Origin of the sequence: Streptomyces dioscori, assembly GCF_003024195.1 — a bacterium.
Classification (GTDB): domain Bacteria; phylum Actinomycetota; class Actinomycetes; order Streptomycetales; family Streptomycetaceae; genus Streptomyces; species Streptomyces dioscori.
Window position 1 is genome coordinate 603263 of sequence record NZ_KZ679040.1, and the last position, 18336, is coordinate 621598.

At 71.1% G+C, this 18336-nt stretch carries 11 protein-coding genes; all 11 read left to right on the forward strand.

Going from position 1 to position 18336, the window contains the following annotated elements:
* The first annotated feature begins 54 nt into the window (after positions 1 to 54).
* The 11 genes from ndk (at position 55) to C6Y14_RS10625 (ending at position 18074) form a co-directional block, all read left to right on the forward strand.
* Positions 55 to 468 carry a nucleoside-diphosphate kinase gene (gene ndk, locus C6Y14_RS10575; RefSeq protein ID WP_107016276.1) on the forward strand — a complete coding sequence of 138 codons (414 nt, stop codon included), beginning with the start codon at positions 55 to 57 and terminating at the stop codon, positions 466 to 468.
* A 370-nt stretch (positions 469 to 838) separates the two neighbouring features.
* Positions 839 to 1858 (forward strand): rod shape-determining protein, encoded by a 1020-nt coding sequence (locus tag C6Y14_RS10580; RefSeq protein ID WP_107016277.1) that lies wholly within the window; start codon positions 839 to 841, stop codon positions 1856 to 1858.
* 231 nt (positions 1859 to 2089) lie between these two features.
* Positions 2090 to 3034 carry a rod shape-determining protein MreC gene (gene mreC / locus C6Y14_RS10585; RefSeq protein WP_107016278.1) on the forward strand — a complete coding sequence of 315 codons (945 nt, stop codon included), beginning with the start codon at positions 2090 to 2092 and terminating at the stop codon, positions 3032 to 3034.
* Positions 3035 to 3048: 14 nt separating this feature from the next.
* Entirely contained in the window at positions 3049 to 3720 is a 672-nt protein-coding gene (gene mreD, locus C6Y14_RS10590) for a rod shape-determining protein MreD (RefSeq protein ID WP_107016279.1), read from the forward strand.
* Positions 3717 to 5972, forward strand: a complete 2256-nt coding sequence (mrdA, locus tag C6Y14_RS10595; protein ID WP_107016280.1) for a penicillin-binding protein 2 — start codon at positions 3717 to 3719, stop codon at positions 5970 to 5972. Before mreD ends, mrdA begins: the two co-directional genes overlap by 4 nt.
* Positions 5969 to 7168 (forward strand): rod shape-determining protein RodA, encoded by a 1200-nt coding sequence (gene rodA / locus C6Y14_RS10600; RefSeq protein WP_107016281.1) that lies wholly within the window; start codon positions 5969 to 5971, stop codon positions 7166 to 7168. Before mrdA ends, rodA begins: the two co-directional genes overlap by 4 nt.
* Before the next feature lie 183 nt (positions 7169 to 7351).
* Positions 7352 to 8866, forward strand: coding sequence for a CYTH and CHAD domain-containing protein (locus C6Y14_RS10605; RefSeq protein WP_107016282.1), 1515 nt, complete (start codon positions 7352 to 7354; stop codon positions 8864 to 8866).
* A 202-nt stretch (positions 8867 to 9068) separates the two neighbouring features.
* Positions 9069 to 11036: a TIGR03960 family B12-binding radical SAM protein gene (locus C6Y14_RS10610; RefSeq protein ID WP_107016283.1), complete on the forward strand. Its 1968-nt coding sequence runs from the start codon at positions 9069 to 9071 to the stop codon at positions 11034 to 11036.
* A 102-nt stretch (positions 11037 to 11138) separates the two neighbouring features.
* On the forward strand, positions 11139 to 12455 hold the full coding sequence (locus C6Y14_RS10615; RefSeq protein WP_199854693.1) for a hypothetical protein: 1317 nt from the start codon (positions 11139 to 11141) through the stop codon (positions 12453 to 12455).
* A 135-nt stretch (positions 12456 to 12590) separates the two neighbouring features.
* Complete coding sequence (locus tag C6Y14_RS10620) at positions 12591 to 13385, forward strand: TIGR03936 family radical SAM-associated protein (RefSeq protein ID WP_107016284.1); 795 nt, start codon at positions 12591 to 12593, stop codon at positions 13383 to 13385.
* Positions 13386 to 13634: 249 nt separating this feature from the next.
* Positions 13635 to 18074, forward strand: a complete 4440-nt coding sequence (locus tag C6Y14_RS10625; RefSeq protein WP_107016285.1) for an Rne/Rng family ribonuclease — start codon at positions 13635 to 13637, stop codon at positions 18072 to 18074.
* Positions 18075 to 18336 lie beyond the last annotated feature (262 nt).

Consider the following 18336-nt stretch of genomic DNA (forward strand, 5'->3'; position numbering starts at 1 on the left):
CATGCCCTGTAGCCTCGGCATCCGCATGTTCGTGACCCCTAAGGAGCCATCACCGTGAGCCAGCGCACCCTCGTCCTTCTCAAGCCCGACGCGGTCCGTCGTGGCCTGACCGGCGAGATCATCAGCCGTATCGAGCGCAAGGCCGGCTGGCAGATCACCGCGCTGGAGCTGCGCACCCTGGACCAGGAGACGCTGGAGCAGCACTACGGCGAGCACAAGGGCAAGCCCTTCTACGAGCCGCTGGTCACCTTCATGGCGTCCGGCCCGGTCGTGGCCCTGGTCGTCGAGGGCGAGCGCGTCATCGAGGGCGTACGGGCGCTCGCGGGTCCGACCGACCCGATCGCCGCCGCGCCCGGCTCCATCCGTGGTGACTTCGGTGTGATCGTCCGCGAGAACCTGATCCACGCCTCGGACTCCGAGGAGTCCTCCGAGCGCGAGCTGAAGATCTTCTTCCCCGGTCTGGCGTAACCGTCCCACCGGCAGGGGCCGCCTCGCCCGGAGGCGGCCCGGGCCGCGGTGAAAATCTTGTGAAGCGAAAATCCCCTGAAGCTTTGTCAGGCAGGTAGCGTCTGACCTGCGGCCCGCCCACAATGGGACGCACAATGAGGGCCGTCTGCGGGCATATGCGTGCCGATCGGGGGAACGCGTTCCCCCGATGGCCCGTCTCCACAAGCGAGGCGGCGCGTCATCTGCTGACAATGGCGAAGACCCTCGCGCAGTGTCCGTGCAGGCGAGACTACGATGGAAGTCTTCACGTCACAGCGCTCACCCTCGCCATCCTGAAAAGCCATCAAAAGCTCCACTTGGGAAGGCCAGACGAATCCTGATGGGGAACTCAATGTCGTTCATCGGCCGTGACATGGCTGTCGACCTCGGGACCGCCAACACGCTGGTGTACGTCAGGGGTCGCGGGATCGTACTCAACGAGCCGTCCGTCGTCGCGATCAACACCAACACCGGTGGCATCCTCGCGGTCGGCGCGGAAGCGAAGAAGATGATCGGGCGGACGCCGGGCAACATCGTTGCCGTGCGCCCGCTGAAGGACGGTGTCATCGCCGACTTCGAGATCACCGAGCGCATGCTCCGCTACTTCATCCTGAAGATCCACAAGCGGCGCTACCTGGCCCGTCCTCGCGTCGTCGTCTGCGTGCCCTCGGGCATCACGGGCGTCGAGCGCCGTGCCGTCATCGAGGCGTCGTCCCAGGCCGGCGCCCGCCAGGTGCACATCATCGAGGAGCCCATGGCCGCGGCCATCGGCTCCGGCCTGCCGGTCCACGAGGCCACGGGCAACATGGTGGTGGACATCGGCGGCGGCACCACCGAGGTCGCGGTCATCTCGCTCGGCGGAATCGTCACGGCACAGTCCATCCGGGTGGCCGGCGACGAGCTGGACAACGCGATCATCCAGCACATCAAGAAGGAGTACTCGCTCCTCCTCGGTGAGCGGACGGCAGAGCAGATCAAGATCACGATCGGTTCCGCGTACGACCTCGACAATGACGAACACACCGAAATCCGCGGCCGGGACCTGGTCTCCGGCCTTCCGAAGACCGTCGTGATCTCGGCGGCCGAAGTCCGCAAGGCGATCGAGGAGCCGGTCAACTCGATCGTCGACGCCGTCAAGACCACCCTGGACAAGTGCCCGCCGGAGCTGTCCGGCGACGTCATGGACCGCGGGATCGTGCTCACCGGCGGCGGCGCCCTGCTGCGCGGCCTCGACGAGCGGCTGCGGCGCGAGACGGGCATGCCGATCCACATCGCCGAGGACCCGCTGGACAGCGTGGCGCTCGGGGCCGGCAAGTGCGTGGAGGAATTCGAGGCGCTCCAGCAGGTGCTGGACGCCCAGCCGCGCAGATGACGTAACTCTTCGATTCCGCCGTACGAGATGATCCCTTCTCGTACGGCGGATCGTTGATATTGAGGCATAAGCTCCCCCATAACACCGCGGGTTCCGCCCGATCGGGCGCCGATCGGGTGCCCGACCGGCTGCTCCGGGGTTCTTCAGGGTTCCCGGAGTTCGTCAGGACCCTCGGGAACCTGTTGAGTGAGCCATACATGAATTCCGACGAGGAAGGCACGGCCGTCGCACGTGAGGGACACACGAGAGAGCCGGCTGCTCCTGGTGCTGCTGATCGCCATCGCGTTCGCCTTGATCACGGTGGACATCCGCGGGGGTGAGGACTCCCCGGTCGACGGTGCCCGCCGTGGCGCCGCCACGGTCTTCGGCCCGATCGAGGACGGGGTGTCGACCGCGGTCGACCCCGTCGGCAACGCGATCCAGGCCGTGAAGGACTCCGGTGACCGCCACGACCGCGTCACGCAACTGGAGCGCGACAACGCCGAGTTGAAGGCGAAACTGGGCAGCGACGACCGCAACCGCAGCCGCGGCGCGCAACTCGACAAGATGCTCAAGACGGCGGGCGCCGGACAGTACGGCATCAAGGGCGCCGAGGTCATCGCGATAGGAGCGGCCCAGGGCTTCTCCTGGACCGTCACCATCGACGCCGGCGCGAACGACGGCATCAAGCGCGACATGACCGTCCTGAACGGCGACGGACTGGTCGGACGCGTCACCACGGTCGGCCCCGGCACCGCCACGGTGCTGCTCGCCAACGACCCCGACTTCACGGTCGGCACACGCATGGAGTCCACCGACGAACTCGGCTTCGCGTCCGGCCAGGGCGACCGCCCGCTGCGCGTGGAACTGCTCAACGGCAAGGCCAAGATCAAGAAGGGCGACCGGCTGGTCACCTTCGGCTCCCAGGCCGACAAGCCGTTCGTGCCCGGCGTGCCCGTCGGCCTGGTCTCCCGCGTCGACCCGTCCGGCGGCGACCTGACCCGCACGATCTACGTCACGCCGTTCGTCTCCTTCTCCAAGCTCGACATCGTCGGTGTCGTCGTCCAGGCCCCGCGCAAGGACCCGCGCGACGAGGTGCTGCCCGCCAAACCCAAGCCAACGCCCACGCCGACCGTGACCGTGACGGTCACGCCCTCTGCGAACGCGCCCGCCGACGGCCTGCAGCAAGAGCAGTAGGAGCTGACTTCCCCATGCGCTTCAACCGAATGCTGCTCTCCGTCACGCTGGTGATCGTCGCCCTGGTCATCCAGGTCAGCGTCCTGGCCCGGCTGCACCTGCCGGGCGCCGTACCGGACCTCCTGCTCCTCACGGTCCTCGGCCTCGCCCTGGTCTACGGCCACGTCGGCGGCGCCCTCGTCGGCTTCGGCGCGGGCCTGCTCGCCGACCTGGCCCCGCCCGCCGACCACGCCGCCGGCCGCTACGCCCTCGTGCTGTGCGTCATCGGCTACCTCGCCGGACTCGCCAAGCCCGACAACGGCCAGCTCAAGTCCGCCACCGGCCCCATGGCCGTCGTGGTGGCCGCCTCGGTCGGCTCCACCCTCCTGTACGCGGGAGTGGGCGCCCTCGTCGGCGACACCGCCGCCCGCCATGTGGGCCTCGGCGGTCTGCTGTTCACGGCCGCCCTGTACGACCTGCTGCTCGCACCGTTCGTGGTCCCCGGCATCATGGCCCTGGCCCGCCGCGCCGAGAACGATCCGCTCGCCGACACCGGCGGCTCCGGCAAGTCGACGGACGTCGCCGCGGGCTGGATCAGCTCCGGCACCGGCCTGCGCATCGGCAGCCAGCGCGGCGGACTGAGAGTGAAGGCCGCCAAGGCACGGATGGCCAGGGCGGGACGCATCAAGGGGGTCAAGCGCCTGTGACCAACATTCCCGAGACCGGCCGGACCCCGCGGGTCCAGATCCGGCTCATCGTCATCCAGATCCTCGTTCTGTCCCTCCTCGGCACCCTCGGCGGGCGCCTGTGGTACCTCCAGATCCGCAACGGCGACGAGTACGCCAAGGAGGCGTCCGGCAACCACGTCCAGCAGGTCGTCAGCCCCGCCGTGCGCGGCTCGATCCTGGACGCCCGCGGAGTGCCGATCGCCGACAACGAGACCCGGCTCGTGGTCTCCGCGTCCCGTACCGACCTGCTGAAGATGAAGGACGACGGAGACGCCGTCCTCGCCAAGCTCGCGGACGTCCTGGGACTGAAGGCCGCGGACGTCCGGGACAAGGTCCGGCTGTGCGACGCGAAGACGCCCCAGCCGTGCTGGAACGGCTCGCCCTACCAGCCGATCCCCATCACCGACGAGGCCACGCCCAAGCAGGCCCTGCAGATCCGCGAGCGCGCCGAGGACTTCCCCGGCATCACCGCGGAGCCGCAGGCCGTGCGCCGCTACGCAGCCCCCGGCAAGGCCAACACCGCCCAGGTCCTCGGTTATCTCTCGCCCGTCACCGACGAGGAGATCACCAAGGCCGAGAACACCGACTCGCCGTATCTGCGCTCCGACCAGGTCGGCCGCTCCGGCCTGGAGCGTCAGTACGACAAGCAGCTGCGCGGCAAGGCCGGCGTCACCCGCTACGAGGTCGACAACCTCGGCCGGGTCATCGGCCAGGCCGAGAGCGACGAGGCCCAGCCCGGCGCGAACGTCGTCACCAGCATCGACTCCCGCGTCCAGCGGGTCGCCGAGTACGAGCTGAACGAGGCCATGAAGGCCGCCCGTGACGTCTTCGACAAGAACACCGGTGAGAAGTACAAGGCCGACTCCGGCGCCGTGGTCGTCATGGAGAACAAGACCGGCCGCGTCGTGTCGATGGCGTCCAACCCGTCGTACGACCCGAACGCCTGGGTCGGCGGCATCTCCGGCAAGGACTACACCCGGCTCACCGGCAAGGAGTCCAACTACCCCCTGCTGAACCGCGCCATCCAGGGCCAGTCGGCCCCCGGCTCGGTCTTCAAGGTCATCTCGACGGCCGCCGCCATAAAGGCCGGCTACTCCTTCAACGGCCCCTACCAGTGCGGTGCCTCGTACTCCATCGGTGGCCAGGTCTTCAAGAACTTCGAGTCCAAGGGGTACGGCCCGATCAGCCTCGGCCGCGCCCTGGAGGTCTCCTGCGACACCGTCTTCTACGGCCTCTCCCACGAGCAGTGGAAGAAGGACGGCGGCATCAAGCCGAAGAAGAACGCCAAGGACTGGTTCTACCGGACCGCCCACCAGTTCGGCCTCGGCAAGGAGACCGGCATCGACCTGCCGAACGAGGTCACCGGCCGCGTCCCCGACCGCAAGTGGAAGTCGGACTACTGGAAGGCCAACAAGGACGCCTGGTGCAAGTACGGCAAGAAGGGCGGCTCGTACGCCCAGCAGATCGCGTACGAGAACTGTCTCGAAGGCAACCGGATGCGCGCCGGTGACTCCGTCAACTACTCGATCGGCCAGGGCGACACCCTCGTCACGCCGATCCAGATGGCGACGATCTACGGAGCCATCGCCAACGGCGGCACGCTCTACGACCCGACCGTCGGCAAGGCGATCGTCAGCGCGGACGGCAAGAACGTCCAGGAGATCAAGCCGAAGTCGCACGGCAAGCTGCCGATGACGAAGAAGACCCGCGACGAGATAGACGGTGCTCTCGAAGGAGTCGCGACCCGGGGATCGGCCGCCTGGCGGTTCACCGGCTGGCCGCAGGACGAGATCCCGATGCACGCCAAGACGGGAACGGCCGAGGTCTACGGCAAGCAGACGACCTCCTGGTTCACCACGTACACCGAGGACTACACGGTCGTCATGACCATCTCCCAGGGCGGTACCGGTTCCGGCGCCTCGGCCCCGGCCGTGCGCAAGATCTACAACGCGCTGTACGGAGTCTCCGAGGACGGCAAGATCGACAAGAAGAAGGCGCTGCTCCCCACGCCGCAGAAGAGCCTGCCGAAGATCCAGAAGGACGGGTCGATCGACGCCCCGAAGAACGAGCTCTACCCGCCGAAGGCCGAGGAGAAGGCCGTCGAGGAGGGGCAGCAGCAGGTGGCGTACGAGGGTCCGGCCGCGACCGTGGCGAACACCGGAAGCAGCACCAACCGGGACGCCCGAAGGCGCTCGGCCCGCCCGAGGAAGAGGCGGAGGTCGCTCGTATGACCGGCGGCAACGGCTTCTCCGTCTCCGGCTACGGGCCGGAGCGGGCCAGTTGGACGCGGGTCTTCGCCCGTGACTCGCTGGCCCGCAGGCTCGACTGGCCGATACTGTTCGCGGCCATCGCGCTCTCCCTCATCGGCGCGGCCCTCGTCTACTCGGCGACCCGCAACCGCACCGAGCTGAACCAGGGCGACCCGTACTACTTCCTGTTCCGGCACCTGCTCAACACGGGCATCGGCTTCGCCCTGATGATCGGCACGGTCTGGCTCGGCCACCGCACCCTGCGCACGGCCGTACCGGTCCTCTACGGGCTCTCGCTCCTCCTGGTCCTGCTGGTGCTGACCCCGCTCGGCGCGACCATCAACGGCGCCCACGCGTGGATCGTCATCGGCGGCGGCTTCTCGCTCCAGCCCTCCGAGTTCGTGAAGATCACGATCATCCTGGGCATGGCGATGCTGCTCGCGGCCCGGGTCGACGCGGGCGACAAACCGCACCCCGACCACCGCACGGTCGTGCAGGCGCTCGGCCTGGCCGTCGTACCGATACTGATCGTCCTGCTCATGCCCGACCTCGGGTCGGTCATGGTCATGGTCATAATCGTGCTCGGTGTGCTGCTCGCCTCCGGCGCCTCCAACCGCTGGATCTTCGGTCTCATCGGGGCCGGGGCGGTCGGGGCGATCGCGGTCTGGCAGCTCAAGATCCTCGACGACTACCAGATCGCCCGCTTCGCCGCGTTCGCCAACCCCGCGCTCGACCCGGCGGGCGTCGGCTACAACACCAACCAGGCCCGCATCGCGATCGGCTCCGGCGGGCTGTTCGGCACCGGCCTCGGCAAGGGCTCCCAGACCACCGGGCAGTTCGTGCCCGAGCAGCAGACCGACTTCGTCTTCACGGTCGCGGGCGAGGAACTCGGCTTCGTCGGGGCCGGCCTCATCCTGGTCCTGCTGGGCGTCGTCCTGTGGCGGGCCTGCCGGATCGCCCGCGAGACGACGGAGCTGTACGGGACGATCGTCGCCGCGGGGATCATCGCGTGGTTCGCGTTCCAGGCGTTCGAGAACGTCGGGATGACGCTCGGGATCATGCCGGTGGCGGGGCTGCCGTTGCCCTTCGTCTCGTACGGGGGGTCGTCGATGTTCGCCGTGTGGGTGGCGGTGGGGTTGTTGCAGTCGATCAGGGTGCAGCGGCCCATGTCGGCGTGAGCGTTCCACGGGTGCGTTCCACTGGGTTTGGCGTTGCCCGGAAGGGTGCGGTTGTTCTTCGGGTGCCGGTTCGTCGTGGCTGGCCGCGCAGTTCCCCGCGCCCCTTGCGGGGCTCGGGTGCCCCGCGTCTTACGGGGCACCCGCCCCTTACGGGGAATGGGGTGCTGCATCTAAATTCAGGTCATGGCGGACACCAAGCGTGAGATCGAGCGTAAGTACGAAGCCGATGAGGATGCAGGACTGTCGGATCTGCCGGATCTGACGCGGGTGCCGGGCGTCTCGGCCGTCATCGACAAGGGCGTCGCCGAACTCGACGCCGTCTACTACGACACGGCCGACCAGCGCCTCGCCGCCGCGTCCCTCACCCTGCGCCGCCGCACCGGCGGCGACGACGCGGGCTGGCATCTGAAACTCCCCGTCTCCGACGGCGTACGGGACGAGATCCACGCCCCGCTGTCCGACACCGTGCCCCGCGCCCTCGCCGGACTGGTCCGCTCCCGGGTGCGCGACGCCGAACTGGTCCCCGTCGTACGGCTGCTGTCCGCCCGGGACGTCCGCCACCTCGTCGACGAGTCCGGGGGCCTGCTCGCCGAGGTCAGCGTCGACCGCGTACGGGCCGAACGGCTCAGCGGCGGCGACGGCACCGCCCAGTGGACCGAGATCGAGGTCGAGCTGGCGGACGACGGCGACCCCGCCTTCCTGGACAAGGTCGAGAAGAAACTGCGCAAGGCCGGCGTCTCCCGCTCCGCCTCGGCGTCCAAGCTGGTCAGGGCGCTGGGGGAGACGGGCCGCAAGGCGCGCAAGGAACCCGTCGTGGCCGCGGCCCCCGTCACCGCGGGCGACCACGTCCTCGCCTACGTCCGTGCCCAGCGCGACGCCATCGTCGAGTTGGACCCCGCCGTTCGCCGGGACGTCTTCGACGCCGTGCACAGCATGCGGGTCGCCACCCGCAGGCTCCGCAGCACCTTCCGCTCGTACGGCAACGTCCTGGACCGGGGCGTCACCGACCCGATCCGCGACGAACTGAAATGGCTGGCGGGAGAGCTGGGCGTCGACCGCGACCAGGAGGTCCTGACCGAGCGGCTGACGGCGGCCCTCGCTGAACTGCCGCGCCCCCTGCTCGCAGGACCCGTCCGCGGCCGGCTGCGGACCTGGGCGCACGCCCGCCGGTCCGGGTCCCGGCGCCGCCTGATCGCGGTCCTCGACGGCGGCCGCTATCTGAACCTCCTCGTCTCCCTCGACGCGCTGCTCGCCACCCCGCCGCTGCGGGGGGCCGCCGCGGACACCACGGGGAAGGCGGTCACGAAGGCCGTGCGCAAGGACTTCGACAAGCTGTCCGGCCTGGTCGGGCAGGCCGTCGACCTGCCGTCGGGGGAGGGCCGCGACCTCGCGATCCACGAGGCCCGCAAGAAGACCAAGCGCACGCGGTACGCGGCCGAACTCGCCGCCCCCGTCCTCGGGAAGCCCGCGAAGAGCCTGGTGAGCGACATGAAGTCCCTCCAGGGCCTGCTCGGCGAACACCAGGACAGCGTGATGGCGAGGCTCGCCCTACGGGACCTGGCGACCCAGGCCCACGCGGCGGCCGAGAACGCCTTCACGTACGGAGTCCTGTACGGCCACGAGGAACGCGCGGCGGCAACGGTGGAGACCGACCTGCCGATGGCATGGGAAACGATCAGAAACGGGACGACCGTCTAGGCGGCGCCCCTCCAGGGCGCCGCCGAAGGGGCGCGGGGAACTGCGCGACCGGCCACAACGGGCCGGCAGCCGCCCGACGGCCCGCTGCGGCACGTCCGGGGGCGTGGCTCGGGCCACCGGGCTGCCGACGGCCGGACGGGGTGCACCCACAGGCACGTTAGGCTGGAAAGTCATCCCCTGTCGGCTCGCAAAGGTTCGTGAGATGTCTGCCGAAACCGCTGTGTCGGTCTTTCCACAGCTCGAAGCTCTGCTCCCGCATGTGCAGAAGCCGATCCAGTACGTCGGCGGAGAGCTCAACTCCACGGTGAAGCCCTGGGAGGACTGCGACGTCCGCTGGGCGCTCATGTACCCGGACGCGTACGAGGTCGGACTGCCCAATCAGGGCGTCATGATCCTGTACGAGGTCCTGAACGAGCGCGAGGGCGTCCTGGCCGAGCGCACGTACAGCGTCTGGCCGGACATGGAGGAGCTGATGCGCAAGCACGGCGTCCCGCAGTTCACGGTGGACGGTCACCGGCCCGTGAATGCCTTCGACGTGTTCGGCCTCTCCTTCTCCACGGAGCTGGGCTACACGAACATGCTGACCGCGCTCGACCTCGCGGGCATCCCGCTGGAGTCGAAGGACCGCGGTCTCGACGACCCGATCGTGCTGGCCGGCGGCCACGCCGCGTTCAACCCCGAGCCGATCGCCGACTTCATCGACGCGGCGATCATCGGCGACGGCGAGCAGGCCGTGCTCGACATGACCGAGATCATCCGCGCCTGGAAGGCGGAGGGCCGCCCCGGTGGCCGCGAGGAGGTCCTGTTCCGCCTCGCGAAGACGGGCGGGGTGTACATCCCGGCGTTCTACGACGTCGAGTACCTCCCCGACGGCCGTATCGGCCGGATGGTCCCCAACAAGTCGGGCGTCCCGTGGCGCGTGTCCAAGCACACGGTCATGGACCTGGACGAGTGGCCCTACCCGAAGCAGCCCCTCGTGCCGCTCGCCGAGACCGTCCACGAGCGCATGTCGGTGGAGATCTTCCGCGGCTGCACCCGCGGCTGCCGCTTCTGCCAGGCGGGCATGATCACCCGCCCGGTCCGTGAGCGTTCCATCACGGGCATCGGCGAGATGGTCGACAAGGGCCTCAAGGCGACAGGCTTCGAGGAGGTGGGCCTGCTCTCCCTGTCCTCGGCGGACCACTCCGAGATCGGCGACATCGCCAAGGGCCTCGCGGACCGGTACGAGGAGGACAAGGTCGGGCTCTCCCTGCCCTCCACCCGCGTCGACGCGTTCAACGTCGACCTGGCGAACGAGCTGACCCGCAACGGCCGCCGCTCCGGGCTGACCTTCGCCCCCGAGGGCGGCTCCGAGCGCATGCGCAAGGTCATCAACAAGATGGTCTCGGAGGAGGACCTGATCCGGACCGTCTCGACGGCGTACGGCAACGGCTGGCGCCAGGTCAAGCTGTACTTCATGTGCGGTCTGCCCACCGAGACCGACGAGGACGTCCTGCAGATCGCGGACATGGCGATGAACGTGATCGCCGAGGGCCGCAAGGTCTCCGGCCAGAACGACATCCGCTGCACGGTGTCCATCGGCGGCTTCGTCCCCAAGCCCCACACGCCGTTCCAGTGGGCCCCGCAGCTGTCGGCCGAGGAGACGGACGCACGTCTCGGCAAGCTCCGCGACCGGATCCGCGGCGACAAGAAGTACGGCCGCTCCATCGGTTTCCGCTACCACGACGGCAAGCCCGGCATCGTCGAGGGCCTGCTCTCCCGCGGCGACCGCCGCATCGGCTCCGTCATCCGCGCCGTGTACGAGGACGGCGGCCGCTTCGACGGCTGGCGCGAGTACTTCTCGTACGACCGCTGGATGCGGTGCGCCGACAAGACGCTCCCCGCCTTCGGTCTGGACGTCGACTGGTACACCACCCGCGAGCGCACCTACGAGGAGGTCCTGCCCTGGGACCACCTCGACTCGGGCCTCGACAAGGAATGGCTCTGGCAGGACTGGCAGGACGCGCTCGACGAGACCGAGGTCGACGACTGCCGCTGGACGCCCTGCTTCGACTGCGGGGTGTGCCCGCAGCTGGACTTGGACATTCAGGTCGGCCCCACCGGCAAGAAGCTGCTGCCGCTGACGGTCAAGAACGCCGCGACCGCGTCGGCCGGCGGGCACAGCCACTGAGGCGGGTACGGACACGGGCGTGATCCGGGGCGGGCGCGGAGGAAAGTGCCGTTCCCGGACCGTTCGTGCATCCATACGGGCAGTTGACGCGTCCGTGTGGGTATGGACCTGGAGAAGTCGCCGCAGCCCGCGCCGCCGCCCGTGACGCCCGCGCGGCAGCGGGACGCGGCTCCTGAGGGATGTCTCGCCGTCGCCATCCGCATCCCGGTGCGGATCTTGGTGTTCGTGCTGATCGTGCCCGTGCGGATGGTCTGGGACGCGCTCGTCGTGTGCGGCCGGCTTCTCAACGACACGCTGCTGCGGCCGCTCGGCCGGGCCCTCATGTGGGTGCTCGCGCCGGTCGGCCGGGCCCTCAGGTGGCTGCTCGACGGCTTCGCGACCGTCCTCGCGTGGGTGTTCACCGGCCTCGGGTACGCGCTGAAGTGGCTGTGCCTGCTGGTGTTCGTCTGGCCGTGGGTGGGCCTGTGGCGTTACGTGGCCGTGCCGGTGGGCCGGGCACTGGCCTGGCTCGGGCAGGTGTTGCTGGTCGTCCCCGCCCGGTGGCTGTACGAGCGGCTGCTGACGCCGCTCGGCCACGGCATCGTGTGGGCGCTGCGGGGCTTCGGGGCCGGCTGCGCCTGGCTGTGGCGGACGGCGGTGCTCACTCCCGCGGGCCGGCTGTACCGGGCCCTGCTCGCGCCGACCGGGCGCGGTGTCGCGTGGGTCGCCGCGGGACTGTGGTCCGGCGTGGTGTGGGTCTCGCGTGGACTGTGGGCGGGAGTTGTGTGGGTCTCCCGGGGGGTGTGGGCCGGCATCACATGGGTCGGCAGGGGACTGTGGGCCGCCGTGACATGGGTCGGCAGGGGACTGTGGGTCGGCATGACATGGGTCGGCCGAGGGCTGTGGGCCGTGGTGGCATGGCTCGGCATGGCCGTCGGGACACTCCTGCGGTGGATCCTCGTCGTACCCGCCGTCGCCCTGTGGCGCTGGGTCCTCGTACCGGTCGGACGGGCCGTCGCCGTCATCGCGCGGGAGACCGGTGAGGCCCTGGGACACGCGTGGCGCGTCGCCGGATACGTGTCCCTCGCCGTCGGCCGCTTCCTCGGGCGACTCTTCCGGTGGATCTTCGTGGAGCCGGTGCGGTGGGCGTACCGGAGCGTGTTCACTCCGATGGGGCACTTCGTGCGGGACGTCTTCTGGAAGCCCGCGGCCGAGGCCGCGCGGAGCGTGGGCCGCGTCACCCGGCAGGCCCTGGCGAGCGCCCGGGAGACGGCACGGCAGACCAGGGCCGACATCCGGCGCGCCCTGTTCGGCGCACCGCGCGAACCCGAGCCCGTACCCCTGCCCGTACCCCTGCCCGTACCCCTGCCCGTAGCCCTGCCCGTACCCGGCGCCGAGCCGGAGCCGGTACGCCTGGTCAAGCCCGGCGGGCCCCTGTAGAGCGCGCCCGGACCCTCCCGAGGGGAACGCTCGGGCGTCGGCACACGTACTCTAGGTAGTAGTACGACCGCACTCACGAAGGACTGAACGACACTGGGCAAGCGACAGCCCGAAGGCCCGCCGCCCGCACCCGCGGTGCAGCGCATCCGACTGCGCTACACCAAGCGCGGCCGCCTCCGGTTCACCAGCCACCGTGACTTCCAGCGTGCCTTCGAGCGCGCGTTGCGCCGAGCCGAGGTGCCCATGGCGTACTCGGCGGGGTTCACGCCGCACCCGAAGGTGTCGTACGCCAATGCCGCACCCACCGGCACGGGCAGTGAGGCGGAGTACCTGGAGATCGCACTCACCGACGCGCGCGATCCAGAGAAGCTGCGCGTACTCCTCGACGAGTCGATGCCCGCGGGGCTCGACATCATCGACGCCGTGGAGGCCCGTACGTCGGGTCTCGCCGACCGGCTCACCGCGTCCGTGTGGGAGATGCGCCTCGACGGCGTGTCCCCCGAGGACGCGCGGCGCGCGGTCGACGCCTTCACGGCGGCCGAGACCGTCGAGGTGCAGCGCAAGGCGAAGAACGGCATGCGCACCTTCGACGCCCGCGGCGCCGTCGCGAGCCTGGAGGCGCACAGCGCACAGCCGACGGCACACGGTCCACAGGCTGATAGGCCGACGGACCAGGCCTGTGCGATACTGCGGCTGGTTGTTCGGCACGTGACGCCTGCCGTTCGACCTGACGACGTCCTGTCCGGTCTCCGAGCTGTGGCCGACCTGGCGCCGCCGGTCCCCGCAGCGGTGACCAGGCTGGCGCAGGGGCTTTTCGATGAAGAGACCGGCACGGTGACCGACCCGCTCGCGCCCGACCGCGAGGCAGCAGCAGCTTCTCCGGGAATCTCCGGGGACACCGCAGCTGCCGCCGCGAAGGCGCTGGCGTAAGGAAGGTCCCGCGCAGGGACGTACGTCGAAGCGCCGCCCTCGTATCCGGGAGCCACCTGGTTCGGGCAGCGCACCGACCAGAAGACTTTCGCCAGGCCGTACGCACTCATGGCATACGGAACCGGCGAGACAGGACACAGAGAGCTCCCGTGCGGCGCCCGCGCCCCGGACGGCGGCACCGCGCAACGCGCGAGCCGCGGACGTCACCGGATCCGCGGCGCCCGGGAGCCTGACGGGAGATCCACCCGCATGCTTGAGCCGACCGACCCCACCGAGCCTTCCACCGGCTCCGACAACAGCACCCCGAGCGACACGCTGCCGCCACGCCGGCGCCGTCGTGCCGCTTCGCGTCCCGCCGGCCCGCCGTCGGCGAACGCCGAGGGCACGGCCGTGGCGGAGACCACGGCGCCGGCCATACCGGCCGGGACCTCCGACGACCTCGTGACGGACGAGGCGCAGGAGAACGAAGCGGCGCCCGCGACCGCCGCTCCCAGGAAGAGGGCCGCGGCGAAGGCGTCCGCTGCCGCCGCGGACGAATCGGCGGAGGTACCGGCCGACGAGGCCGCTCCCGCCCCGCGTGCGCGCCGTCGTGCCACGCGCCGGGCGTCCGCCCCGGCGGGAGCCCCGCAGGCCACCGACGCCACCGAGGCCACCGAGGCCACAAGCGTAGAGACCGCCGCGCCTGCCGTGACGGCGGAGCCCGAGGTGCCCGCCGACGTCGAGGTCGAAGCCGAGGCGGCGCCCGCCCCGCGTGCGCGCCGTCGTGCGACCCGCCGCGCCACCGCGCCCACGGGTGCGCCGCAGGCTGCTGAGGCCGCTGAGGCGCCCGTATCCGCCGAGGCTGCCGGGACCGCCGAGGCTCCTGCTGCCGCCCCGGTCGCCGACGAGACGCCGGCCGTCGAGGACACACCGGCTGTTGAGGCGGAGACACCGGCTGTCGAGGCCGAGTCCGAGGCGGCGCCCGCTCCGCGTGCGCGCCGTCGTGCCACGCGCCGCGCCACCGCGCCCTCCGGTGCACCGCAGACCGCCGAGGCCGCTCCGGCGACCGCTGAGGCTTCCGTGACCACTGAGGCCGTCGAGGTCCCGGCTGCCGCCCCGGTCGCCGAGGAGACTCCGGCTGCCGAGGAGCCGTCGGCCGGCGACACCGCCGAGGCGGCGCCCGCCCCGCGTGCGCGCCGTCGTGCGACCCGCCGCGCCACCGCGCCCGCCGGTGCGCCGCAGGCCGAGGCGGAGAGCGGGACGCCCGAGCAGGCGCCCGCTGAGGCCCCCGCCGAGCCCACTCGTCGCGTCGCCCGCCAGAAGGCGGAGCGCGCCGAGACCCCCACCGCGACCGAGCCCGCCGAGGCCGTTGCTCGCGACGAGCGCAGGGAGGCCCCCGTGGCCGCTGCCAGGAACGACCGGTCCGCCGAGACCGAGACCCCCGCCGACGCCGAGGACGCCACCCCGCGCCGCGCCCGTCGCCGGGCCACCCGCAAGGCCGCCGGAGGCTTCTCCGCGCCCGCGCCCCGCAAGACCGCCGAGGAGGGTTCGGCCCGGCGCCCCGCGCGCCCCGCCGTCGCCGTCTTCCAGGCGCCGGTCTTCACCGAGCCGATGTTCCAGACCCCGGAGCGTGCGGCTGCCGCCGCCGCGGCCGAGGCCGCCGAAGAGGCGGAGGAGGTCGTGGAGCCGGTCCAGCAGCAGGCCGCCCCCGTGGCCGCCGCCGAGGAGGAGACGGGCGGTTCGCGCCGTCGCCGCCGCCGCGGCAAGGCCGAGGAGCCCGCCGCCCCCGCCGAGCGTGTCCCCGTGGAGCGTGCCCCCGAGGCCGAGGAGCCGGCCGACGAGGAGCCCGCCGAGGAGGAGTCCGCCGAGGACGCCGCCGACGGTGACGACGGCGAGGAGACCGGTTCGCGTCGCCGCCGCCGCCGCGGTGGCCGTCGCCGCCGCCGGGGCGAGTCCGCCGACGCGGACGACGACTTCGCGGGAGAGCAGAGCGAGCAGAACGAGCGCGGCGAGCAGGCCGCCAGGGCCTCCGACGACGCCGAGGACACCACCGAGCGGGCCGAGGAGGACTCCGCCGACGCGGACGACGACCACGACGACGCGGGCGGCTCCAGCAGCAGCAGCCGTCGCCGCCGTCGCCGCCGCCGTCGCGCCGGGGACTCCTCCGGCGAGGCCGAGGCAGGCGACAGCGACCCCGAGCGCACGGTCGTCAAGGTCCGCGAGCCCCGCAAGAAGGACGAGCACCCCAGCGACGAGGTCCAGTCCATCAAGGGCTCGACCCGCCTGGAGGCCAAGAAGCAGCGCCGCCGTGAAGGGCGCGAGCAGGGCCGCCGCCGCGTCCCGATCATCACCGAGGCCGAGTTCCTGGCCCGCCGTGAGGCCGTCGAGCGCGTGATGGTCGTCCGCCAGAGCGGCGAGCGCACGCAGATCGGTGTCCTTGAGGACGACGTGCTCGTGGAGCACTACGTCAACAAGGAGCAGTCGACGTCGTACGTCGGCAACGTCTACCTGGGCAAGGTCCAGAACGTGCTGCCGTCGATGGAGGCCGCCTTCATCGACATCGGCAAGGGCCGCAACGCGGTCCTGTACGCCGGCGAGGTCAACTTCGAGGCGCTGGGCATGGCCAACGGCCCCCGCCGCATCGAGAGCGCCCTGAAGTCCGGCCAGTCGGTCCTCGTGCAGGTCACCAAGGACCCGATCGGCCACAAGGGCGCCCGCCTCACCAGTCAGGTCTCGCTGCCCGGCCGCTACCTGGTCTACGTGCCCGAGGGCTCCATGACCGGCATCAGCCGCAAGCTGCCCGACACCGAGCGCGCCCGGCTGAAGACCATCCTCAAGAAGATCGTCCCCGAGGACGCGGGCGTCATCGTGCGCACCGCCGCCGAGGGCGCGAGCGAGGACGAGCTGCGCCGTGACGTCGAGCGGCTGCAGGCGCAGTGGGAGGACATCGAGAAGAAGGCGAAGAGCGGCAACGCCCCGACCCTGCTGTACGGCGAGCCGGACATGACCGTCCGGGTCGTCCGCGACATCTTCAACGAGGACTTCTCCAAGGTCATCGTCAGCGGCGACGAGGCATGGGACACCATCCACGGTTACGTCGCCCATGTGGCGCCCGACCTGGCGAACCGCCTGTCGCGGTGGACCTCCGAGGTCGACGTCTTCGCGACGTACCGGATCGACGAGCAGCTCGCCAAGGCGCTGGACCGCAAGGTCTGGCTGCCCAGCGGTGGTTCGCTGGTCATCGACAAGACCGAAGCGATGATCGTCATCGACGTCAACACCGGCAAGTTCACCGGTCAGGGCGGCAACCTCGAAGAGACGGTCACCAGGAACAACCTGGAGGCGGCCGAGGAGATCGTGCGCCAGCTGCGGCTGCGCGACCTCGGTGGCATCGTCGTCATCGACTTCATCGACATGGTCCTTGAGTCCAACCGGGACCTGGTGCTCAGGCGCCTCCTGGAGTGCCTGGGACGGGACCGTACGAAGCACCAGGTGGCCGAGGTCACCTCGCTGGGCCTCGTGCAGATGACCCGCAAGCGGGTCGGCCAGGGCCTCCTTGAGTCGTTCTCGGAGACCTGCGTCCACTGCAACGGCCGCGGCGTGATCGTGCACATGGAGCAGCCGACCTCCGCCGGTGGCGGCGGCAAGCGCAAGAAGCGCGGTCGCGGCGGTGCCGAGCAGACCCACGAGCACGAGCACACGTACGAGACGGACACGGCCGAGGCCGTCGAGCCGGACGAGACGGTGGCCGAGGTCGCCGCGGAGGCCGCCGCGCCCGTCGCGCTTCCCGAGCCCGAGTTCGTACCGGACGAGGACCTGTACAGCAGCGCCGCCGAGGCGGAGGCCGCGGCGACCCGTGGTGGGCGTTCGCGCCGCCGGTCGGGCCGGCGCGCGTCGGCCCCGGCGGGTGCGCCGAGGTCCGAGTCCCGCAGGTCCGAGCGGGCCGAGCGCGCGGAGCGGGCCGAACAGGCCGAGCGCCGGGACGAGGTTCCGACCGCGCAGTCCGTGACGCCGGAGGAGGAGATCGCGCGTCCGGTCCAGCAGGAGCCGGCCGAGGTCGCGCAGACGGCGCCCGTCGCCGCCGAGGACCCGGTGGTCGAGGCCGCGGCCGTCGCCGAGGCCCCGGCCGTCGACGACGCGGCTCCCAAGGGCCGTACGCGCCGTCGGGCGACCCGCAAGGTGTCCGCGCCCGCCGGTTCGCCCACGGCGGCCGAGGAGACCGTGGTGACGGTCTCCGAGCCGGTCGCCGCGCCTGCCGCGCCCGTGGAGCAGGCCGCCCCCGCGGAGGAGCAGCCCGTCGCCGAGAGCGCCGCCCCGGCCCGTCCGAGGCGTCGTGCGGTCCGTAAGGCCGCCGCGCCGGCCTCGTCCGCCGAGACCGCTGTCACGGTCGTCCCGGCGGCGCAGCCGGAAGCCCCGGCGCAGGCCGCCGAGGTGCCGGCCGAGGCCCCCGCGGACTCGTCCGTCGAGAGTGCCGAGGACGGCGGGGCGCCGGCCAAGAAGACGGCCCGCAAGGCGGCCAAGAAGGCGCCCGCGAAGAAGGCCGCCGCGAAGAAGACGACGACGGCGGCCAAGAAGACGGCCGCCAAGAAGACCACGGCCAAGAAGGCGACGAAGACCGCCAAGACGGCCGCGAAGTCGACGTCCAAGAAGACCGCGGCGGCGGAGCAGCAGGCGCCGTCCACCGTCACGGCCTCCACCGACGAGGACTGACGGAGCGGGACAACGGCCGGGGCGCGAGCCTCGGTACGACGCCCCCCGACCGGCGCTCACCGCGTCGGCCGGGGGGCGTCGTCGTCACCCGTACGACCCGCTCGGTTACCCGAACTGTCGTCCTGGGCGCCCGGTTTGACGTACCGTGACGCGTTTTGGGAAGCATCACGGACATCACATTCACCCCCCGCCCCTTGGAACGTGATCCGGTACCTGTAAAACTCGGGCGGTCATTGATTACACATACACGGGTGTGCGTCGG

Excerpts from the sequence above, each read along its gene's own strand:
- C6Y14_RS10580 (WP_107016277.1), top strand. The coding sequence starts at position 839 with ATGTCGTTCATCGGCCGTGACATGGCTGTCGACCTCGGGACCGCCAAC.
- mreD (WP_107016279.1), top strand. The coding sequence starts at position 3,049 with ATGCGCTTCAACCGAATGCTGCTCTCCGTCACGCTGGTGATCGTCGCC.
- rodA (WP_107016281.1), top strand. The coding sequence starts at position 5,969 with ATGACCGGCGGCAACGGCTTCTCCGTCTCCGGCTACGGGCCGGAGCGG.
- C6Y14_RS10605 (WP_107016282.1), top strand. The coding sequence starts at position 7,352 with ATGGCGGACACCAAGCGTGAGATCGAGCGTAAGTACGAAGCCGATGAG.
- C6Y14_RS10610 (WP_107016283.1), top strand. The coding sequence starts at position 9,069 with ATGTCTGCCGAAACCGCTGTGTCGGTCTTTCCACAGCTCGAAGCTCTG.
- C6Y14_RS10615 (WP_199854693.1), top strand. The coding sequence starts at position 11,139 with ATGGACCTGGAGAAGTCGCCGCAGCCCGCGCCGCCGCCCGTGACGCCC.
- C6Y14_RS10625 (WP_107016285.1), top strand. The coding sequence starts at position 13,635 with ATGCTTGAGCCGACCGACCCCACCGAGCCTTCCACCGGCTCCGACAAC.